The organism is Streptomyces sp. NPDC101393, from assembly GCF_044767385.1.
In the GTDB taxonomy this organism is placed as follows: Bacteria; Actinomycetota; Actinomycetes; order Streptomycetales; family Streptomycetaceae; genus Streptomyces.
Genome location: NZ_JBIWNU010000006.1, coordinates 260257 through 276393, shown reverse-complemented (window position 1 = coordinate 276393; position 16137 = coordinate 260257). Strand labels below are relative to the sequence as shown.

Genomic DNA, 16137 nt, shown 5'->3' with positions numbered 1-16137 from the left:
GAGGAGCCAGCGTGAAATTCGGCATCGTCTTCTTCCCCACCGTCGGCCCGGCCGACAAGCCCGCTCAGCAGTACTTCGACGAGGCACTGCGCCTCGTCGACCTCGCCGAGACGCTCGGGTTCGACCACGTCAAGATCGTCGAGCACTACTTCTTCGCGTACGGCGGCTACAGTCCGGACCCGGTGACCTTCCTCGCCGCCGCCGCGGGCCGCACCCGGCGGGTACGGCTGGGCACCAGCGCCACCATCCCCGCCTTCCAGCACCCGGTGAAACTGGCCGGCAAGCTGGCCATGCTCGACAACATCTCGGGCGGCCGGGTCGACGCGGCCTTCGGACGGGCCTTCCTGCCCGATGAGTTCAACGCCTTCGGCATTCCCATCGACGAGTCCAAGGACCGCTTCCGGGAGGGCGTCGAGGCCATCAAACGCCTCTGGTCCGAGGAGGATGTCGTCTTCGACGGGCAGTTCCACCAGTTCGGTCCGGTCACCCTGCTGCCCCGGCCGCTCCAGGCACCGCACCCGCCCGTCTACGTCACCACCGCCCGCAGCGCCGAGTCGTGCGCCGAGGCGGGCCGTGCCGGACACCATCTGCAGACCGTGCCCAACGTCATGTCGACGGAGGAGCTGCAGAGCCGGCTGCGGGTCTTCCGCTCCGAGTGGGCCGCGGCCGGGCACCCGCCGGGCACCGAGCAGATCCAGTTCAGCTACCCGTGTGTGGTGGACGAGGACGGCGGCGAGGCCCTGCGCAAGGGCCGCTACGACGACGACCGCAATTCCGCGGCGATCCGGGTCGCCGTCGCTTCCTGGGAGAACACCCGGTCCGAGGCCTATCCGGGGTACGAGAAGCTGGTCCAGGCCACGAAGCGCTCGCACTTCGAAACCAAGATGGAACAGCAGAAGTTGCTCATCGGCGCGCCCGACCAGGTGCGCGGCCAGTTGGAGCAGATCGCCGAGTGGTTCGGTGACGACGTCACCATCAGTCTCGGCGTGCACTCGGGGCATCTGTCGTACGAGAGCGCGGCGACGACGATGCGGCTGATGGCGGAGCAGGTCATTCCGAAGCTGGGCGGAGGACTCTCATGAGCGGCAGCGGCAGCGGCACGCGGACGGTCACGGTGATCGGGGCCGGCACCATCGGCCTGGGCTGGATCGCCCTCTTCCTCGGCCACGGGCTGCGGGTGCGGGTCAACAGCCGCCGGGCCGACGCCCCGGCGCACGTCAACGAGGCGCTGGAGCTGCTGAGCCCGTTCCTGCCGGAGGGGACCGCGGACCCGGCGACGTTCGCCGCTCGTCTGGAATTCGAGCCGGACCTGGAACGGGCGGTCGCGGGCGCCGATGTCGTCGTCGAGAACGCGCCGGAGAATCTGGAGCTCAAGCAGGAGCTGTTCGAACGGATCGGCAAGGCGGCCCGCCCGGACGCCCTGCTGTTGTCGTCCACCTCCACCCTGAACCCCGACGACATGGGGGCCAGGATGGCGGACTCCGGGCGGCTGGTCGTCGGCCACCCCTTCAACCCGCCGCATGTGGTGCCGCTCGTGGAGGTCGTGGCCGGCGAGCGGACATCCGCCGAGGCGGTGCAGGAGGCGGTGGCGTTCTTCGAGTCGGTCAGCCGGGTGCCGATCGTGCTGCGCAAGCCGATCCTGGCGTTCGCCGCCAACCGGCTGCAGTCCGCGCTGCTGCGCGAGTCCGTGCACCTGGTGCGCGAGGGCGTCGTCACCCTGGAGGAGCTGGACCGGGTGGTCACCCACTCCATCGGGCTGCGCTGGGCCACCATCGGCCCGTTCCTCGCCTTCCACCTGGGCGGCGGTACCGGCGGTCTGCGCAAGTGGCTGACGACGCTCGGCGCGGGGCTCGAAAGCGGCTGGGAGCTGCTGGGGCGCCCCCCGATGGACGACGAGACGATCCACTCGCTCATCGAGCAGGCGGAGCAGGCCTACGGCGCGATGTCGTACGAGGAGCTGGTGCGCGCACGCGACACCAAGCAGACCGCGATCCTCCGCACCCTCGCCCGGACCGACCGGGCGACCTGACGCACCACCGAAAAGTCCCGGTGCGGCCCAAGTGGCCGCACCGGGACTTTTCGGCGGGTGGAGGGTGCGGCTCAGATACCGGACCGCAGCGCCGCCGGCTCCTGGCCGGACATCCGCACCGGTGCCCAGGCGTCCATCGCCTCCGGGCTGAGCAACCGGATCTGGATCCGCTTCAGTTCGAGCGAGGGCTCCAGGCCCAGCTCATCGGCGAGCAGCCGCCGTACGTGCTCATAGGCCTGCAGGGCCTCGGCGCGGCGTCCGGCGGCGCCGAGGGCGGCGATGAGCTGGCTGTGGAACCACTCGTTGAGCGGGTAGTCGTTGATCAGCCGGCGCAGCTCAGGAATCGACTCCCGGTGCCGGCCGAGCCGTTCCTCGGCCTCGATGCGGATTTCGAAGGCACGAATGCGCAATTCTTCCAGGTGCACGATATGGCCGGTGAGCAGATCGCCCGCGGGGAAATGCGAAAGGGCCGGTCCGCGCCAGAGGTCGAGCGCTTCCCGGACGGTCCGCAGGGCCGCCACGGCATCCCCGTCGCACAGCAGATTGCGCGATTGCGTCACCAGCTTCTCGAATACCCTGATGTCGACCTCGTCATCGGCGACCTGGATCGTGTATCCGGGCGGGCTGGTGACTATCAACGCGCGTTCGGGGGCGACGAGTTCCTCCTGGAGGAACATCCGCCGGGCGTGGTAGATGTACGTCTGCAGTGTGGTGACGGCGCTGCGGGGCGGGCGTTCGCCCCACAGTTCCTGGATAAGGGATTCGGCGGTGACGATCTCGTTCGGCCGGGTCAGGAGCAGGGCCAGGGTCTGGCAGACCTTCGGGGTTCCGGGCCGGTGGATCCTGCCGTCGTCGGCGACGATTTCAAAAGGTCCGATGAGATGGAAACGCATGGGGCGATGACTCCTCGTCAAGCAAGGACAGCGATTTTCCCTGGCATCCGATGCCAATCGACCCCTACACCGGACGGCTGGACCAGTCGTGCAGGTGATCGTCGCGAATATGGCTATTGGCCGGCCCGTCCGCTTTGAATCACCATGAGTCTCCTCCGGACCGAATAATTGCGTCAAGGTGGGTTATGTCAGGCTGCTGTCAACTTGCGTCAGCATTGTGCGGGCCGGGTGTCGGCCGGGGTTTTTGCCGTCGGCCGCGCTCCGGCGCAGCTCCTCCAGCAGGGCGGCCTGGTGCAGCGATGCCGGTGGCAGCGGGGCCCCGGTGCGGACGGCCAGCGCGAAGGCGACGAGCGTGCGGTGCACCTGGTCCTCCGGCGCAAGGGTGATCTCCTCGGTGCCGGTACGGCGTTCGAGGACGATGCGGGCCGGGTGACCGGCCGGCGGAGTGAACGCACGGTCGACGACGATCCGCCCCGCGCTCCCCCAGATCTCGTAGCACGACCGGTAGGAGTGGTCGAGGCCGAAGGCCAGTTGGGCGGTGACGCCGTCGGGCGTCGACAGCAGGGCGGTACCCGCCGTGTCCACCCGCCCGCCCGCGTCCCCGGCGAGCACCGCTCCCTCGACCCGGAGGCCCTCGCCGAGGAAGTGCACGGCGGCCCGTACCGGGTAGACGCCGGTGTCCCACAGGGCTCCCCCGCCGAGCGCCGGGTCGTAGCGGATGTCGCTCTCCGGCAGCCGGGGTACGGCGAAGGTGGCCTGAAACGTGCGTGGCGCTCCGATCGCCCCGTCGGCGACGAGTGCGCGCACCCGCTCGTGGCGGGAGTGGTGGACGAACATGACGTTCTCCATCAGCGCCAGTCCGCCGTCGGCGGCGAGGGCGGCGAGCCGCCGGGTGGCCGCCAGGTCCGTGGTGAGCGGCTTCTCCGCGAGGACGTGCTTGCCGGCCTGCAGCGCGGCCGACACCCATGGGGCGTGCAGGGCCGCGGGCAGCGGAACGTACACGGCGTCGACGTCCGGGATCTCCAGCAGTGCCGGGTAGCCGGTGACGGGCCGGCAGTGGAAGTCCGCGGCCGTTGCGGCGGCCGTTGCGGCGTGCCGGCTGGCCACCGCGACCAGCTCCACGTCCGCGCAGTCCCGCATCGCCGGGAGCATGCGCCGCCGCGCGATGTCCGCACAGCCGAGTACGCCGATACGCACGGGATCCATCAGAGCCGCACCGCGCCCGAGGTCAGGCACGACAGCAGGGTGCGCGCCTGCACATTGAGGTAGTGGTTGTGGCGCAGGAAGCCGGTGAGCTGACCGGGGGCGGCCCAGAAATAGCCCGGCGGCGCGGCGAGCGGAGCCGTCGCCTCGTCGGCTTCGACGAACAGGTAGCGGCTCTCGGCGTTCAGGAAGCGTCCGCCCTCCTCGGAGTGCCGCGCCTCGTAGCGGATCCGCGAGGCGTCGGCCTCCAGGACGTGATCGAGGAACAACGGCCGTTCGGTGGCGGGGAGATGGGCGTAATTCGCGGGCGTGTACTGCACGGTGGGACCGAGTTCGACGGTGTCGGCGAAGCCGCCCTCGACCCTGGCGTGCACCAAGAGGTGCGGCTCTCCGCCGATTCTGCGGGTCAGGAAGGCGGTGACACCGAGCCCGACCGGCTCGAACAGCGGTTGCGTCCAGCGGGTGACCTCGCGGTTGCCCGCCTGCACGCCGACCGCCACCACGCTGAAGTACCGCCCCTCCTCGTGGTCGATCGACCGGTCGCCCCGCTTCCACCCGGGGATGCCGGCCAGCGGGACCCGTTCGGCCCTCACGTCGTGGCGGGACCGCTCGCCGGAGAACCAGGACAGCAGCTCGGTGTCGGCGTGCAGGGCCGGCGCGCCGCCGTCCCGCTCCGGGTCCGGCTCGGAGTAGGGGGCGCAGGCGAGCACGGTGCGGGCGTCCATGTTGATCACGTTGTCGCGGCGCAGCAGGGCGCCGATCTGGCCGAGCGTCAGCCAGCAGAAGTCCTCGTGCAGCGGGACCTCGCCGGACACCTCGACGAGCATGTTGCGGTTGCTCTTGCGGTAGAACCAGGAGCCGTGCTCGGACTGCAGGACGTCGGCGATCACCCGGCCGCCGCCCCGGCCCGTGAACATCTCCACATACCGCACGTCGGCGCCCCGGTGGGCCTTGGTGTAGTTGCTGCGGGTGGCCTGCACGGTCGGCGACAGCTGGAGCAGATTGGCGTTGCCCGGCTCCATCTTGGCCTGCATGAGGAAGTGCAGCACCCCGTCGAATTCCTTGCACAGGATGCCGAGTATGCCCACCTCGGGCTGGGAGATGATCGGCTGGTGCCAGGTGCGCCCCGGCTCCTCGCCGACGGTCACGCGCAGGCCTTCGACGGTGAAGAACTTTCCGCTGCGGTGGCCGAGGTTGCCCGTGGCCGGATCGAACGACCAGGCGTCCAGTTCCGCGAAGGGAATCCGGTCCACGCGGAACCGGTGGGCCCGATAGCGGTCCGCCAGCCAGTCGGACACGTCGTCGGTGGACAGCATGACGCCCTGTTCGGTGGCCGCGGAGCGGGCGAAGCGACGCGGCAGGTGCCGGTCCGTCCGCGGGCGCAGGGCGCAGGGCGCGGGTGCCGGCGGTGCGGTGCGGGCGGTCATCCGCGGGCCTCCACGAACTCCTTGATGCTGCTGATGACGTAGTCGAGCATCTCGTCGGTCAGCGCCGGGTACACGCCCACCCAGAAGGTCTGCTCGGTGATGACGTCGCTGTTGGTGAGCTCCCCCACCACCCGGTGCGGCTGTCCGATGTACGCGGGGTGCCGGGTGAGGTTGCCGGCGAAGAGGCGGCGCGTACCGATCTTCCGGTCCTCCAGGAAGGCCACCAGTTCGGCCCGCCGGAACGGCGCCTGCGGGTCCACCGTCAGCGCGAAGCCGAACCAGCTGGGGTCACTGCGCGGGGTGGCCCGGGGCAGCAGCAGATGAGGGGTGCCCTCCAGGCCGTCGCGCAGCCGGCGCCAGTTGCTGCGGCGGGCGGCACAGAATTCATCGAGCTTGTCGAGCTGGGTCAGGCCCAGGGCCGCCTGGATGTCGGTGGCCTTCAGGTTGTAGCCGACGTGGGAGAAGATGTATTTGTGGTCGTAGCCCTCGGGGAGGGTGCCCATCTGGTAGTCGAACCGCTTGAGGCATTTGTTGGTCTCGCCCGGCTCGCACCAGCAATCGCGGCCCCAGTCGCGCAGCGACTCCACGATCCGGGCGAGCGAGAGATTCGACGTCAGTACGCAACCGCCCTCGCCCATGGTGAGGTGGTGGGCCGGATAGAAACTGACCGTCGTGAGGTCGCCGAAGGTGCCGGTGAGTTTCCCGTCGTAGGTCGAGCCCACCGCGTCGCAGTTGTCCTCGATCAGGAAAAGGTCGTGGTCCTCGGCGAGTTGCGCGATGGCGGCGACCTCGAAAGGGTTGCCCAGCGCGTGGGCGATCATGATGGCGCGGGTTTTCGGGCCGATGGCCTCGGCCACCCGGTCCGCGGTGGTGTTGTACGTGCCCAGCTCGACGTCGACGAATACGGGCACCAGGCCGTTTTGAATGATCGGGTTGACGGTGGTCGGAAATCCGGCCGCCACGGTGATCACTTCATCGCCCGGCAGGAGCCTGCGGTCCTCCAGCAGATGGGAGGTGAACGCCGTCATCGCCAGCAGGTTCGCGGAGGAGCCGGAGTTCGTCAGGTGCGCCTTGCGGCGGCCGAGCTTCCGGGCGAAGCGTGACTCGAATGTGCGGGCGCTCGGCCCGGCGGCGATACGCATTTCCAGGGCGGCCTCGACCAGCGCGGTACGGTCGCGGGCATCGAGCACGGCGCCCGCCGGCCAGATTTCCGTGGTGCCCGGAACGAACGGCCGCTCGTTCTCGGTGCCCTGATGGAATTTCACGGTCTCGTCGAGAATCAGGCCTTTGTGGACGTTCATGAGGTGCTTCCTTCCGCGCCCTGCCGGGCGAGTTCGTCCCTGCGGTATTTCACGGGTGTCCACCAGCCGGGGTTGTCGCGATACCACGCGACGGTCTCGGCGAGCCCCTTCTCGAACGGGACGCGTGGGGCGTATCCGAGCTCTTCGCGAATCTTTCTCTCGTCCAGGGCGTAGCGCAGATCGTGGCCCTTCCGGTCGGCCACCTCGCGCACCATCGAGCGGTCCGCGCCGCACAGTTCGAGCAGCCGCTCCGTGAGATGCCGGTTCGTCTGCTCGTTGCCGCCGCCGACGTTGTAGATTTCGCCGGCCCGGCCCTTGTCCAGGACCAGGGTGAGCGCCCGGCAGTGGTCGTCGACGTGCAGCCATTCACGGACGTTGCGTCCGTCGCCGTACAACGGGACCTGCTTTCCCTCCAGCAGCTGGGTGGTGAAGAGCGGAATCACCTTTTCCGGGTGCTGATAGGGCCCGTAATTGTTGGAACAGCGGGTGATCGACACGTCCAGGCCGTGGGTACGCCAGTAGGCGCGGGCGATCAGGTCCGAGGACGCCTTGGAGGCGGCGTAGGGGGAGTTGGGCAGCAGCGGCCGGTCCTCGGTCCAGGAGCCCTCGGTGATCGAGCCGTACACCTCATCCGTCGAGATGTGCACGACCCGGTCGACCCCGGTGGCGAGGCACGCCTCCAGCAGTTCCTGGGTTCCCCCCACATTGGTGCGCACGAACTCGCGGGCGGAATCGACGGATCGGTCGACATGCGACTCCGCCGCGAAATGCAGCACGGCGTCATGGCCCGGCAGGACCTCGCGCAGGAGCCGGCCGTCGCAGACATCGCCGCGGACGAATTCCAGCTTCGGATGCGCGGCCGGCAGGTTCGCGCGGTTGCCCGCGTAGGTGAGCTTGTCGAACACCGTCACGCGGGTGTCCTCATGACCCGGGTACCCGCCCTCCAGCACGGTCCGTACGAAATGCGAACCGATGAACCCGGCCCCTCCGGTGACCAGCAGTCTCATGCCGTCACCCCGGTGTCCGTGCCGTCCAAAGCGCGCTGCGTCATAAGGTCTCCTCGGGTGAACGCCTCTGAGCGGCACCGGGGTCCGGAGAGGCGTTTCGTCAACGAACCGGCGAAAGGGACGAGGCCTTCGGGTGAGGATCGCCGTGGACCACCCTCGCGGGGCGTGTCAATTCAGCACGGGGTGACGACAACGGACATGCTGCGGCGTTCTCCTCAGGCTGCCCCCGATTTTCGTCGCCCGCGAATTGCTGGGCAAGGGCGACTTCCTCAGGTTTCCGTGAAGTTCTCTCAATTCCCTGTGCGCCCGCCCGCGGGGACCACGGAGATCACTGCGGCGGATTGCCGTGCTTGCGCTTCGGGAGGTCGGCGTGCTTGGTGCGGAGCATGTCCAGGGAGCGGATCAGGACCGACCGGGTCCCGGCCGGATCGATCACGTCGTCGATCAGCCCGCGCTCGGCCGCGTAATACGGATGCATCAGTGCGTCGCGGTATTCGTTGACCCGCCGGTCGCGGGCGGCCGCCGGATCGTCGGCCGCCGCGATCTCCCGCCGGAAGATCACGTTCGCCGCGCCTTCGGCGCCCATCACCGCGATCTCGTTGGTGGGCCAGGCCAGCGCCAGGTCGGCGCCGATGGAGCGGGAATCCATGACGATGTAGGCGCCCCCGTACGCCTTGCGCAGTACCAGTGAGATGCGGGGCACGGTGGCATTGCAGTAGGCGTAGAGCAGCTTCGCACCGCGCCGGATGATGCCGTGGTGCTCCTGGCCGACGCCCGGCAGGAAACCGGGCACGTCGACCAGGGTGAGCAGCGGGATGTTGAAGGCGTCGCAGAACTGCACGAAACGCGCGCCCTTCTCGGACGCCTCGATGTCGAGGACACCGGCCATGAACAGCGGCTGGTTGGCGACGACACCGACCACGTGCCCGTCGAGCCGGGCCAGCGCGCACACCAGATTGGCTCCCCACCCGGGGTGCACCTCGAAGTGGTCCCCGTCATCGACGATCTCCTCGATGACCGCCCGGATGTCGTAGGCGCGGCCGGGGTGCGCCGGGACCAGGTCGAGCAGCGCGGGCGTGCGGCGCCCGGCCGGGTCCCCGGAGCGCTCGACGGGCGCCAGCTCGCGGTTGTTGGCCGGCAGCAGGGACAGCAGCCGGCGCACATCGTCGAGGCAGTGCTCCTCGTCGTCGTACGCCCCATGGGCCACGCCCGAGGCCGCGGCGTGCACATCCGCCCCGCCGAGGCCGTTGTGGGAGACCTCCTCGCCGGTCACGGCCTTGACCACGTCCGGCCCGGTGATGAACATCTGCGAGGTGCCCCGGACCATGAAGACGAAGTCGGTCAATGCCGGGGAGTAGGCCGCGCCGCCCGCGCACGGGCCGAGCATCACGCTGATCTGCGGGATGACGCCCGACGCCCGGGTGTTGCGCCGGAAGATGCCGCCGTACCCGGCCAGCGCGGTGACGCCTTCCTGGATCCGCGCCCCGGCACCGTCGTTGAGGGACACCAGCGGCGCGCCCGCGGCCTCCGCCAGATCCATGACCTTGTGGATCTTCTCGGCATGCGCCTCACCGAGCGCGCCGCCGAACGTCCGGAAGTCGTGCGCGTAGACAAAGACGGTCCGGCCGTGGACGGTGCCCCAGCCGGTCACCACGCCGTCGCCGTCCGGGCGCCTCGCCTCCATGCCGAACCCGGTGGCGCGGTGCCGGCGCAGCCCCTCGATCTCGGTGAAGGACCCTTTGTCCAGCAGGAGTTCGATCCGCTCGTGGGCGGTCAGCTTGCCCTTGGCGTGCTGACGCCCGGTGGCACCCCGGTCACCGGCGCGCGCCGCCTCCTTCCTGTCGCGGAGCGCGTCGGTACGGGAGCGGATCGTGTCGTCGGGTCCGGCCATGCGCGGCCACCTCTCACTCGGCCGAGGGGAGCGTCAGGCCTCGTAGGGGGTCTTCGCGCGCCCCTCGCGCAGGACCGTGCCCCACCACCCCAGCTGGTCGAGCAGCACCTTGGCGGCCGTCCCGGGTCCCTCGGTGTCCTTCAGCGCACCGTCCTCGCCGAACTGTTCCCAGACGGTGTGGAAGCTGATGCCGTCGCGGACGGTCACCGCATGCATTTCGGCGAAGACGGACCGGAGGTGCTCCACGGCGCGCAGGCCGCCGGCCATGCCGCCGTAGGAGACGAAGCCCACCGGCTTGGCGCGCCACGGGGTGAAGTGCCAGTCGATGAGGTGCTTGAGCGACGCGGGGTAGCTGTGGTTGTACTCCGGCACCACGACGACGAACGCGTCGGCCGCCTCCAGCCGCGGCGAGATGGTGGCGAGCGCCTCGGCGGCCTGTGCGGAGGGCTCGTACTGAATGGCCGCCGGCAGTTCGTGCTCGGCGAGGTCGATCACATCGACGGTGTAGTCGGATCGTTCCCGGGCCTGGGTGGCGAACCACTCGGACACCTGGGGGCCCATCCGGCCCTCGCGGACACTGCTGATGATCACCGCGAGCCGCAGGGGTTCGTTCGACATCGTGATTCCTCTTCTCGTGACGGGACTCGGGTACACCAAGCCCTTCGGGTCATGCGGTGATGGCATCCCTGAGGCGGGTGTTGACGACGTCGATCAGGGACCGCGGGGTGCGGTTCTCGCTGATCACGTCGTCGTCCAGGGTGATGCCGTACTCACGCTCGATGCGGACGGTGGTCTCCAGCAACGCCAGCGACTCATATCCCAATTGGTCGAAGTCGGCGTCGAGGATTTCTCCGTCGAGGTCCACGTTCTCGTCCGCTCCGGCGCCCTCCAGGAGAATGCGCTTGAGGTCTTCGATGGTGAATTCGTTTTTCGGCACGGTGGATCCCTTCATCGATGTTCCGTGCCCGGCGGTGGACCGGGTACGGAGCTCGGGGCCCCGTCTCTCCCTCGGCAGGACTTCGGGGCGGATGGCTGCTCGGGAGCGACACGAGGTGATCCTTCGCGCGCGTGCGCCGCATCTGCTTCGCAGCGGGAGGCGCATCCCATGGCAGGTCCCAGGCTCGTCGGCCTCACCTTGCCAAGCAATGCGGGCCCGTTCAGAACTCGGTCAGGTTTCATAAACTCTGGCCGTCTTCATCGAATGTTCGCCAAGTGAATGTCAAAAAGCGGTGGCGGAGCGTTCGTGGAGGGTTCCCACGCGGCTTCGCACGACGTTATTCGGGGGCCGTTCCGGCCTGCGGTTCCGGTCCGAAGCGGAATCCGACACCGCGGACCGTGATGATCCAGTCGGCGCCGATCTTGTTCCGCAGCGTACTCACATGGGTGTCGACGGTGCGCCGGGACCAGGAGTCGCCCCACACCTGCTGCATCAGCCGCTTGCGGGGGATGACGGTCTCCGGGTGCGAGGCGAGGAGATGGAGCATGTCGAACTCCTTGCGGGTCGTCTCGATATGACGTCCCCGCAGGCTCACCTGGCGGGTGCCGGCGTCGATCCGCAGCGGGCCGCTGATGATGACGTTGACGGGCGGGTGTGCCGGGCGGGCCCGGCGCATGACCGCTTCCATCCGCGCCATCAGCTCGCGGAAGCCATACGGCTTGGGGAGGTAGTCGTCCGCACCGGCCTGCAGGCCCAGGACGCAGTCGAGTTCACTCCCCCGGGCGGTGACGGCGATGACGGGCACCTCGCCCGCGGCCCGGATCGCCCGGCAGACCTCCAGGCCGTCCAGGTCGGGAAGTTCGAGGTCGAGCAGGACCAGGTCGGCGTCCGGGTAGGCGCGCAGCGCTCCGCTTCCGGTGGCGACGATGTCGACTTCGTGACTGTGCCGGCGCAGTGCCCCCGCCAGCGTTTCCGCGTCGCTCAGGTCGCTCTCGACGATGAGGACCCGCCAGGAAACCGAGGGGATCAGCCCACCCGGTAACACCCCGGGGATTCCGCTGGTGACGTCATCACTTCCCCCCTCTGCGATATCTGGTCTGCGAGGCTCCAGCACAGCGTGAGAACGCTGGTTCATCTGTCCCCCTACTTACCTCAACTTCACCAATGCCCGGACTTTAGGAACCGCTCAGTCGGTTTGTCAATCTTTTGGTCAATCACCCCAAGGAAACGTCAAATCCTTGCAGTTGCCGCGTGATCAGGCGTGATTATCCTTGATCGTCAAACATCAAACGGACTGCTCGGTTTCTTTCTTTCGCCCGATACGGGACCGGACGGCATCATTCCGCTGGTCGGCGCTTCACGAATCCCCACGGCGAGCAGACTTGAGCATCTACGCCCCCGATGGCCAATAGACGCCCCTGGGGAGGCAAAGATATAGATTTTTGTCTCTCTTGTCGCCGGAAGATGCACAGCACACACAGATTGACTGGCTGTCAGCCAGTCCTGAAATGACCATGGTGGGGCGCCGGGCCTGCGCCGGCTTCCGGGCGGGGCGTCCGGCGATACCCCGCCCGGTGCAGGTCACCGCCCGTCGAGCAGACCGAGCAGCCGCGGGACCATCTGGTCCGGGCCCGGTTCCGCGGCCAGCGCGGCGGCCGCCTCGCGCGTGGAGGCACGCAGTCCCTCGTCGTGCAGAAGGGTCTTGAGGACCTCGGCGTCGACGTCTTCCGGGTCCCTGGTCAGTCCCAGGCCACAGCGTTCGATCATGGCGGCGTTGATCCAGTTGTCCGCCCCGTGCGGCATGGCCAGTTGCGGGGTCCCCGCGTGCGCCGACGCGAGGGTGGTTCCGGAGCCGCCGTGGTGAATGATCGCGTCGCAGGTGGTCAGCAGCGTGCTCAACGGCGTCCAGCCGACCACGCTCACATTGGCGGGGAGGGTACCGAGGCTCTCCAGGTCGGGGTCGTCGCCGAGGGCGAGCACGAACTCCGCATCGACGCCGGCCGCCGCCCGCAGCACGCTCTCCAGGCTGCCCACACCGGCCACATGGGGAACGGTGGTGCCCAGCGTCACGCAGATGCGCGGCCGCGCCTTGCGCTCCGCCATCCAGTCCGGCAGGGTCCCGCCGCCGTGGAAGGGGACGGAGCGCATCGTCCAGCCCTCCCCCGCCCCGTGCATCATGTGCTCGGGCGCGAAGTACAGCGAGGTGATCGGCGGCAACTCCGCACGCAGGCCCAGCCGTTCGTAGAGCGGCACCAGATGCGGCAGGAAGCGCCGCGGCATCTCGCCCTCGCGCAGAAAGCTGAAGCCGTGCTCGACGGCCGGGACACCGAGCGCACTCGCGGTCACCAGGGCGGCGCCCTGCAGCCGGGAGTAGACGATCAGGTCCGGCTGCCACGCCTCGGCGAAGCGCAGCGTCCCGTCGAGCATCAGCTCGCTGACCCGGGAGAACTTCTCCAGGATGATGTCGGGAGTCTGCAGCGTCCCGGCCATGGCCTGTCCGCGCGCCCGCATGGCCTTCGCCCGCTCCGCCGGCGATCCGACCCGGGGGAAGATCGACGCGAAGTCGGCGCCCGCGGAGACCTCCCGTACCGCGAAGCCCGCGTGCGCCGCGGCCTGCGTCGAGACACCCGAGGTGGCCACGGCGACGTCGTGCCCGGCGGTGCGGAATGCCCACGCGAGTCCCGAGGACGGATACAGGTGGTCAAGTCCCGGTGAAATAGCGAACATCACGCGCATCGCGACGACCTCAATCCAAAGAGTCCGGTGAACAGCGGCGGTTCGTCCGCTGTCGGCTCCCGAGGGTGCCGGTCCCGGCTCGACGCAGACTTGAGCGAGGACTGATGGTCTCCATCCGGCAGGCGGCGGCGTCGACAGCGACTTTGAGTCAAGCCGAAGTCAAGGCGCTTTCGAGGTGCTTGACTCATCGTCACGGCATCGGGTGGATGCCCACACCAGCCGATGCTGCCCGATTACTGGATCCACATGATTGCGCGGTGATCGCTATGAAGGCTGCGGCCTTGACGTCGTTCGGCGGGCCGGAAGTCCTCACACTGATGGACGTTCCGGAGCCCGAGGCCGGCCCCGGCCAGGTCCGGATCCGGGTGCGGGCAGCAGGTGTACAGCATTTCGACACCGGCATCCGCACCGGATGGGCACCCCCCTCCATCGACCTCACCTTCCCCGTCGTCCCGGGCAACGAGTTCGCGGGCACCATCGACCGGACCGGCGAGGGAGTCACCGGCCTCCCGCTGGGAACGGAGGTCCTCGGCTACAGCACGACGGGCAGCTACGCCGAGTACGTCGTGGTGCCGGCCGACCAGATCGTGGCCAAGCCGGACGGGATGCCGTGGGAGATCGCGGGTGGCTTTTCGGCCAACGGCCAGGGTGCCCACTTGTGTCTCTCCCAAATGCAGATCAACCCCGGGGACACGGTGCTCATCCACGCGGCGGCCGGCGCGCTGGGCACCTTCTCCGTGCAGCTGGCCAGGGCCTGGGGTGCCACCACCGTCATCGGCACGGCCAGTGAGGCCAACCACGCGTATCTGCGCTCCATCGGGGCCATTCCGATCACCTACGGCGAGGGCCTGGTCGAGCGGGTGCGCGCCGTGGCGCCGAACGGCGTCGACGCCGCCATGGACAACGCCGGTCCCGACGCGCTGCGTGCCTCGGTCGAACTGGTCAAGGACAAGAACCGCATCCGGACCATGATTTCCGACGAGGCGGCCGAAGAGCTCGGCGTACCCGCGCTCGGGCCCTCCCGCAACGCCGACCGGCTCACCGAGCTCACCAAGCTCTACGAGCAGGGCCACATCAAGCTGCACATCCGCAAGGCCTTCCCGCTCGCCGAGGCAGCCGAAGCCCACCGCGAACTGGAAAAGGGTCACGGGCGCGGAAAGATCGTCCTTTCCGTGGCCTGACCCGCTGACCGCGATACCGCCGGACACCAACGGCCCGCAAGGCCTGGAAGGGATGTGAGGAGCGCATGGCGTCAGAGCTGAAGGCCACCGAAACCACCGCGGCGCAGAAAGACGCCAGTTTGATCGCGCTCGGCTGCGTCGTCATTCTCGGAACCATCGTTGCCGCTGTCGACGGCACGCTGATGGTCGTGGCGATCGATGCCATCGGGGAGGACTTCGAGGCATCCGCGCAGTCCATCCAATGGATCACCGGCGCCTATCTGCTGGCCACCTGCGCGGCCATTCCGGTGTCCGGATACATGGTGCGCCGATTCGGCTCCCGCAAGGTGTGGCTGTATTCGCTGGTGGCGTTCCTGCTCTCCATGGTGCTCTGCGGTATCGCCTGGTCCCCGCTCAGTCTCATCCTGTTCCGGGTGCTCCAGGGATTCTCCGGCGGCCTCATCGGCATGGTCGCCACCGTGGTGCTGACCCGCGCGGCCGGACCGGAACGGGCCGGCCGCGCGTTCAGCGCGGTGGCGGTTCCCTCCACGCTCGCGCCGGTCCTGGGGCCCATCGCCGGAGGCGCCGTCATCGACGCCGTCAGCTGGCACTGGCTCTTCTTCGGGCAGATCCCGTTGCTGCTCGCGTCTCTGGTGGCGGCCTGGATCATCCTGCCGCGGGACGCGGCGGAGCGGGAGGCGCGACTCGACTGGAAGGGCCTGTTCCTGGTCACCCCGGGACTGTCGGCCCTGGTCTTCGGCCTCTCCCAGGTCGCCGACCTCGGCGCCGCCGGCCCGCTCGGCTGGCTGGACGCCGTGACCGCGGTGGGCGCGGTCGTCGCCGGTGCGGTGCTCACCGGCTGGTTCATCCTTCATGCCCGGCGGCGGCGTGCCCGGTCGATCATCGATCCGAGCCCTTTCTCCAGCCGCGGCTTCGCCATCGCCACCGTCATGATCTTCGTCGTCGGCTTCCTGCTGTACGGCCTGCTGTTCCTGATTCCGCTCTACTACCAGCAAATCGTCGGCCTCTCCGCGACCGCGGCCGGCACACTCCTCGCTCCGCAGGGAGCGGGAATGGGGATCGCCGCGGTATTCGTCGGATCGCTGAACGACCGGCTCGGGACCCGCCCCGTCGTCCTGTGCGGACTGCTTCTCACCCTGGTGGGGACCCTTCCCTTCGCCCTGGCCGACACGGAACCCGACGATGTGCTGCTGGGCAGCGCGCTGGCCTTGCGCGGAATGGGCCTGGCCGCGATTTCGATCCCGTTGTCCGCGTCGCTCTACCAGACCTCCCTGCCCCAGGACGCCATCCCGCACATCGCCACGATCAGTGCCGTGGCGCAGCGCATCGGCGGCGCCCTGGGCGGGGCCCTGGCCGCGGTGAGTCTCCAACTGGCCTCCAGCCAGGAGAAGGTGTTCGACGCCTCCGCCTTCACCGCCACCTTCTGGTGGATGACGGCTCTGCTGATCGTGCCGTTCGCGCTCGCCTTCATGCTCCCGGCCAAGCGCAAGGCCTGACCCGGCTGCCGCGGCCGGCAGCCCCGGCACGCCCGC

14 protein-coding genes are annotated in these 16137 nt (G+C 68.9%); 4 read left to right on the top strand and 10 right to left on the bottom strand.

Annotation, left to right across the window (positions count from 1 at the left end):
• The first annotated feature begins 11 nt into the window (after window positions 1-11).
• Window positions 12-1082 carry an LLM class flavin-dependent oxidoreductase gene (locus ACIRQ7_RS20965; protein WP_404264258.1) on the top strand — a complete coding sequence of 357 codons (1071 nt, stop codon included), beginning with the start codon at window positions 12-14 and terminating at the stop codon, window positions 1080-1082.
• Entirely contained in the window at window positions 1079-2029 is a 951-nt protein-coding gene (locus ACIRQ7_RS20960; RefSeq protein WP_404264256.1) for a 3-hydroxyacyl-CoA dehydrogenase NAD-binding domain-containing protein, read from the top strand. The genes ACIRQ7_RS20965 and ACIRQ7_RS20960 overlap by 4 nt, the downstream gene beginning before the upstream one ends.
• Before the next feature lie 71 nt (window positions 2030-2100).
• On the opposite strand, the gene ACIRQ7_RS20955 is transcribed toward ACIRQ7_RS20960, so the two are convergent.
• The 10 genes from ACIRQ7_RS20955 to ACIRQ7_RS20910 form a co-directional block, all read right to left on the bottom strand.
• Window positions 2101-2922: a BTAD domain-containing putative transcriptional regulator gene (locus tag ACIRQ7_RS20955; RefSeq protein WP_404264254.1), complete on the bottom strand. Its 822-nt coding sequence runs from the start codon at window positions 2920-2922 to the stop codon at window positions 2101-2103.
• A 183-nt stretch (window positions 2923-3105) separates the two neighbouring features.
• Complete coding sequence (locus tag ACIRQ7_RS20950) at window positions 3106-4128, bottom strand: Gfo/Idh/MocA family protein (RefSeq protein WP_404264252.1); 1023 nt, start codon at window positions 4126-4128, stop codon at window positions 3106-3108.
• The gene (locus tag ACIRQ7_RS20945; protein ID WP_404264250.1) at window positions 4128-5552 is read right to left on the bottom strand and encodes an NDP-hexose 2,3-dehydratase family protein; all 1425 of its coding nucleotides are present in this window, start codon (window positions 5550-5552) and stop codon (window positions 4128-4130) included. The genes ACIRQ7_RS20950 and ACIRQ7_RS20945 overlap by 1 nt, the downstream gene beginning before the upstream one ends.
• Window positions 5549-6853 (bottom strand): lipopolysaccharide biosynthesis protein RfbH, encoded by a 1305-nt coding sequence (gene rfbH, locus ACIRQ7_RS20940; protein WP_404264249.1) that lies wholly within the window; start codon window positions 6851-6853, stop codon window positions 5549-5551. The genes ACIRQ7_RS20945 and rfbH overlap by 4 nt, the downstream gene beginning before the upstream one ends.
• Window positions 6850-7860, bottom strand: a complete 1011-nt coding sequence (rfbB, locus tag ACIRQ7_RS20935) for a dTDP-glucose 4,6-dehydratase (protein ID WP_404264247.1) — start codon at window positions 7858-7860, stop codon at window positions 6850-6852. The genes rfbH and rfbB overlap by 4 nt, the downstream gene beginning before the upstream one ends.
• A 328-nt stretch (window positions 7861-8188) precedes the next feature.
• Entirely contained in the window at window positions 8189-9751 is a 1563-nt protein-coding gene (locus tag ACIRQ7_RS20930; RefSeq protein WP_404264245.1) for an acyl-CoA carboxylase subunit beta, read from the bottom strand.
• Window positions 9752-9784: 33 nt separating this feature from the next.
• Window positions 9785-10369, bottom strand: a complete 585-nt coding sequence (locus ACIRQ7_RS20925) for an NADPH-dependent FMN reductase (protein ID WP_404264243.1) — start codon at window positions 10367-10369, stop codon at window positions 9785-9787.
• 49 nt (window positions 10370-10418) lie between these two features.
• Entirely contained in the window at window positions 10419-10688 is a 270-nt protein-coding gene (locus ACIRQ7_RS20920) for an acyl carrier protein (protein ID WP_404264241.1), read from the bottom strand.
• Window positions 10689-11025: 337 nt separating this feature from the next.
• Window positions 11026-11733, bottom strand: a complete 708-nt coding sequence (locus tag ACIRQ7_RS20915; RefSeq protein ID WP_404264239.1) for a response regulator transcription factor — start codon at window positions 11731-11733, stop codon at window positions 11026-11028.
• 536 nt (window positions 11734-12269) lie between these two features.
• A complete protein-coding gene (locus ACIRQ7_RS20910; RefSeq protein WP_404264237.1) occupies window positions 12270-13424 on the bottom strand; it encodes a nucleotide disphospho-sugar-binding domain-containing protein in 1155 nt (384 codons plus the stop codon).
• A 266-nt stretch (window positions 13425-13690) separates the two neighbouring features.
• Here ACIRQ7_RS20910 and ACIRQ7_RS20905 point away from each other — a divergent pair, with 266 nt between their 5' ends.
• Together ACIRQ7_RS20905 and ACIRQ7_RS20900 are read left to right on the top strand one after the other, a co-directional pair.
• Window positions 13691-14605, top strand: a complete 915-nt coding sequence (locus tag ACIRQ7_RS20905; protein WP_404264578.1) for an NADP-dependent oxidoreductase — start codon at window positions 13691-13693, stop codon at window positions 14603-14605.
• A gap of 65 nt (window positions 14606-14670) precedes the next feature.
• Window positions 14671-16101: a DHA2 family efflux MFS transporter permease subunit gene (locus ACIRQ7_RS20900; protein WP_404264235.1), complete on the top strand. Its 1431-nt coding sequence runs from the start codon at window positions 14671-14673 to the stop codon at window positions 16099-16101.
• Window positions 16102-16137: the final 36 nt, after the last annotated feature.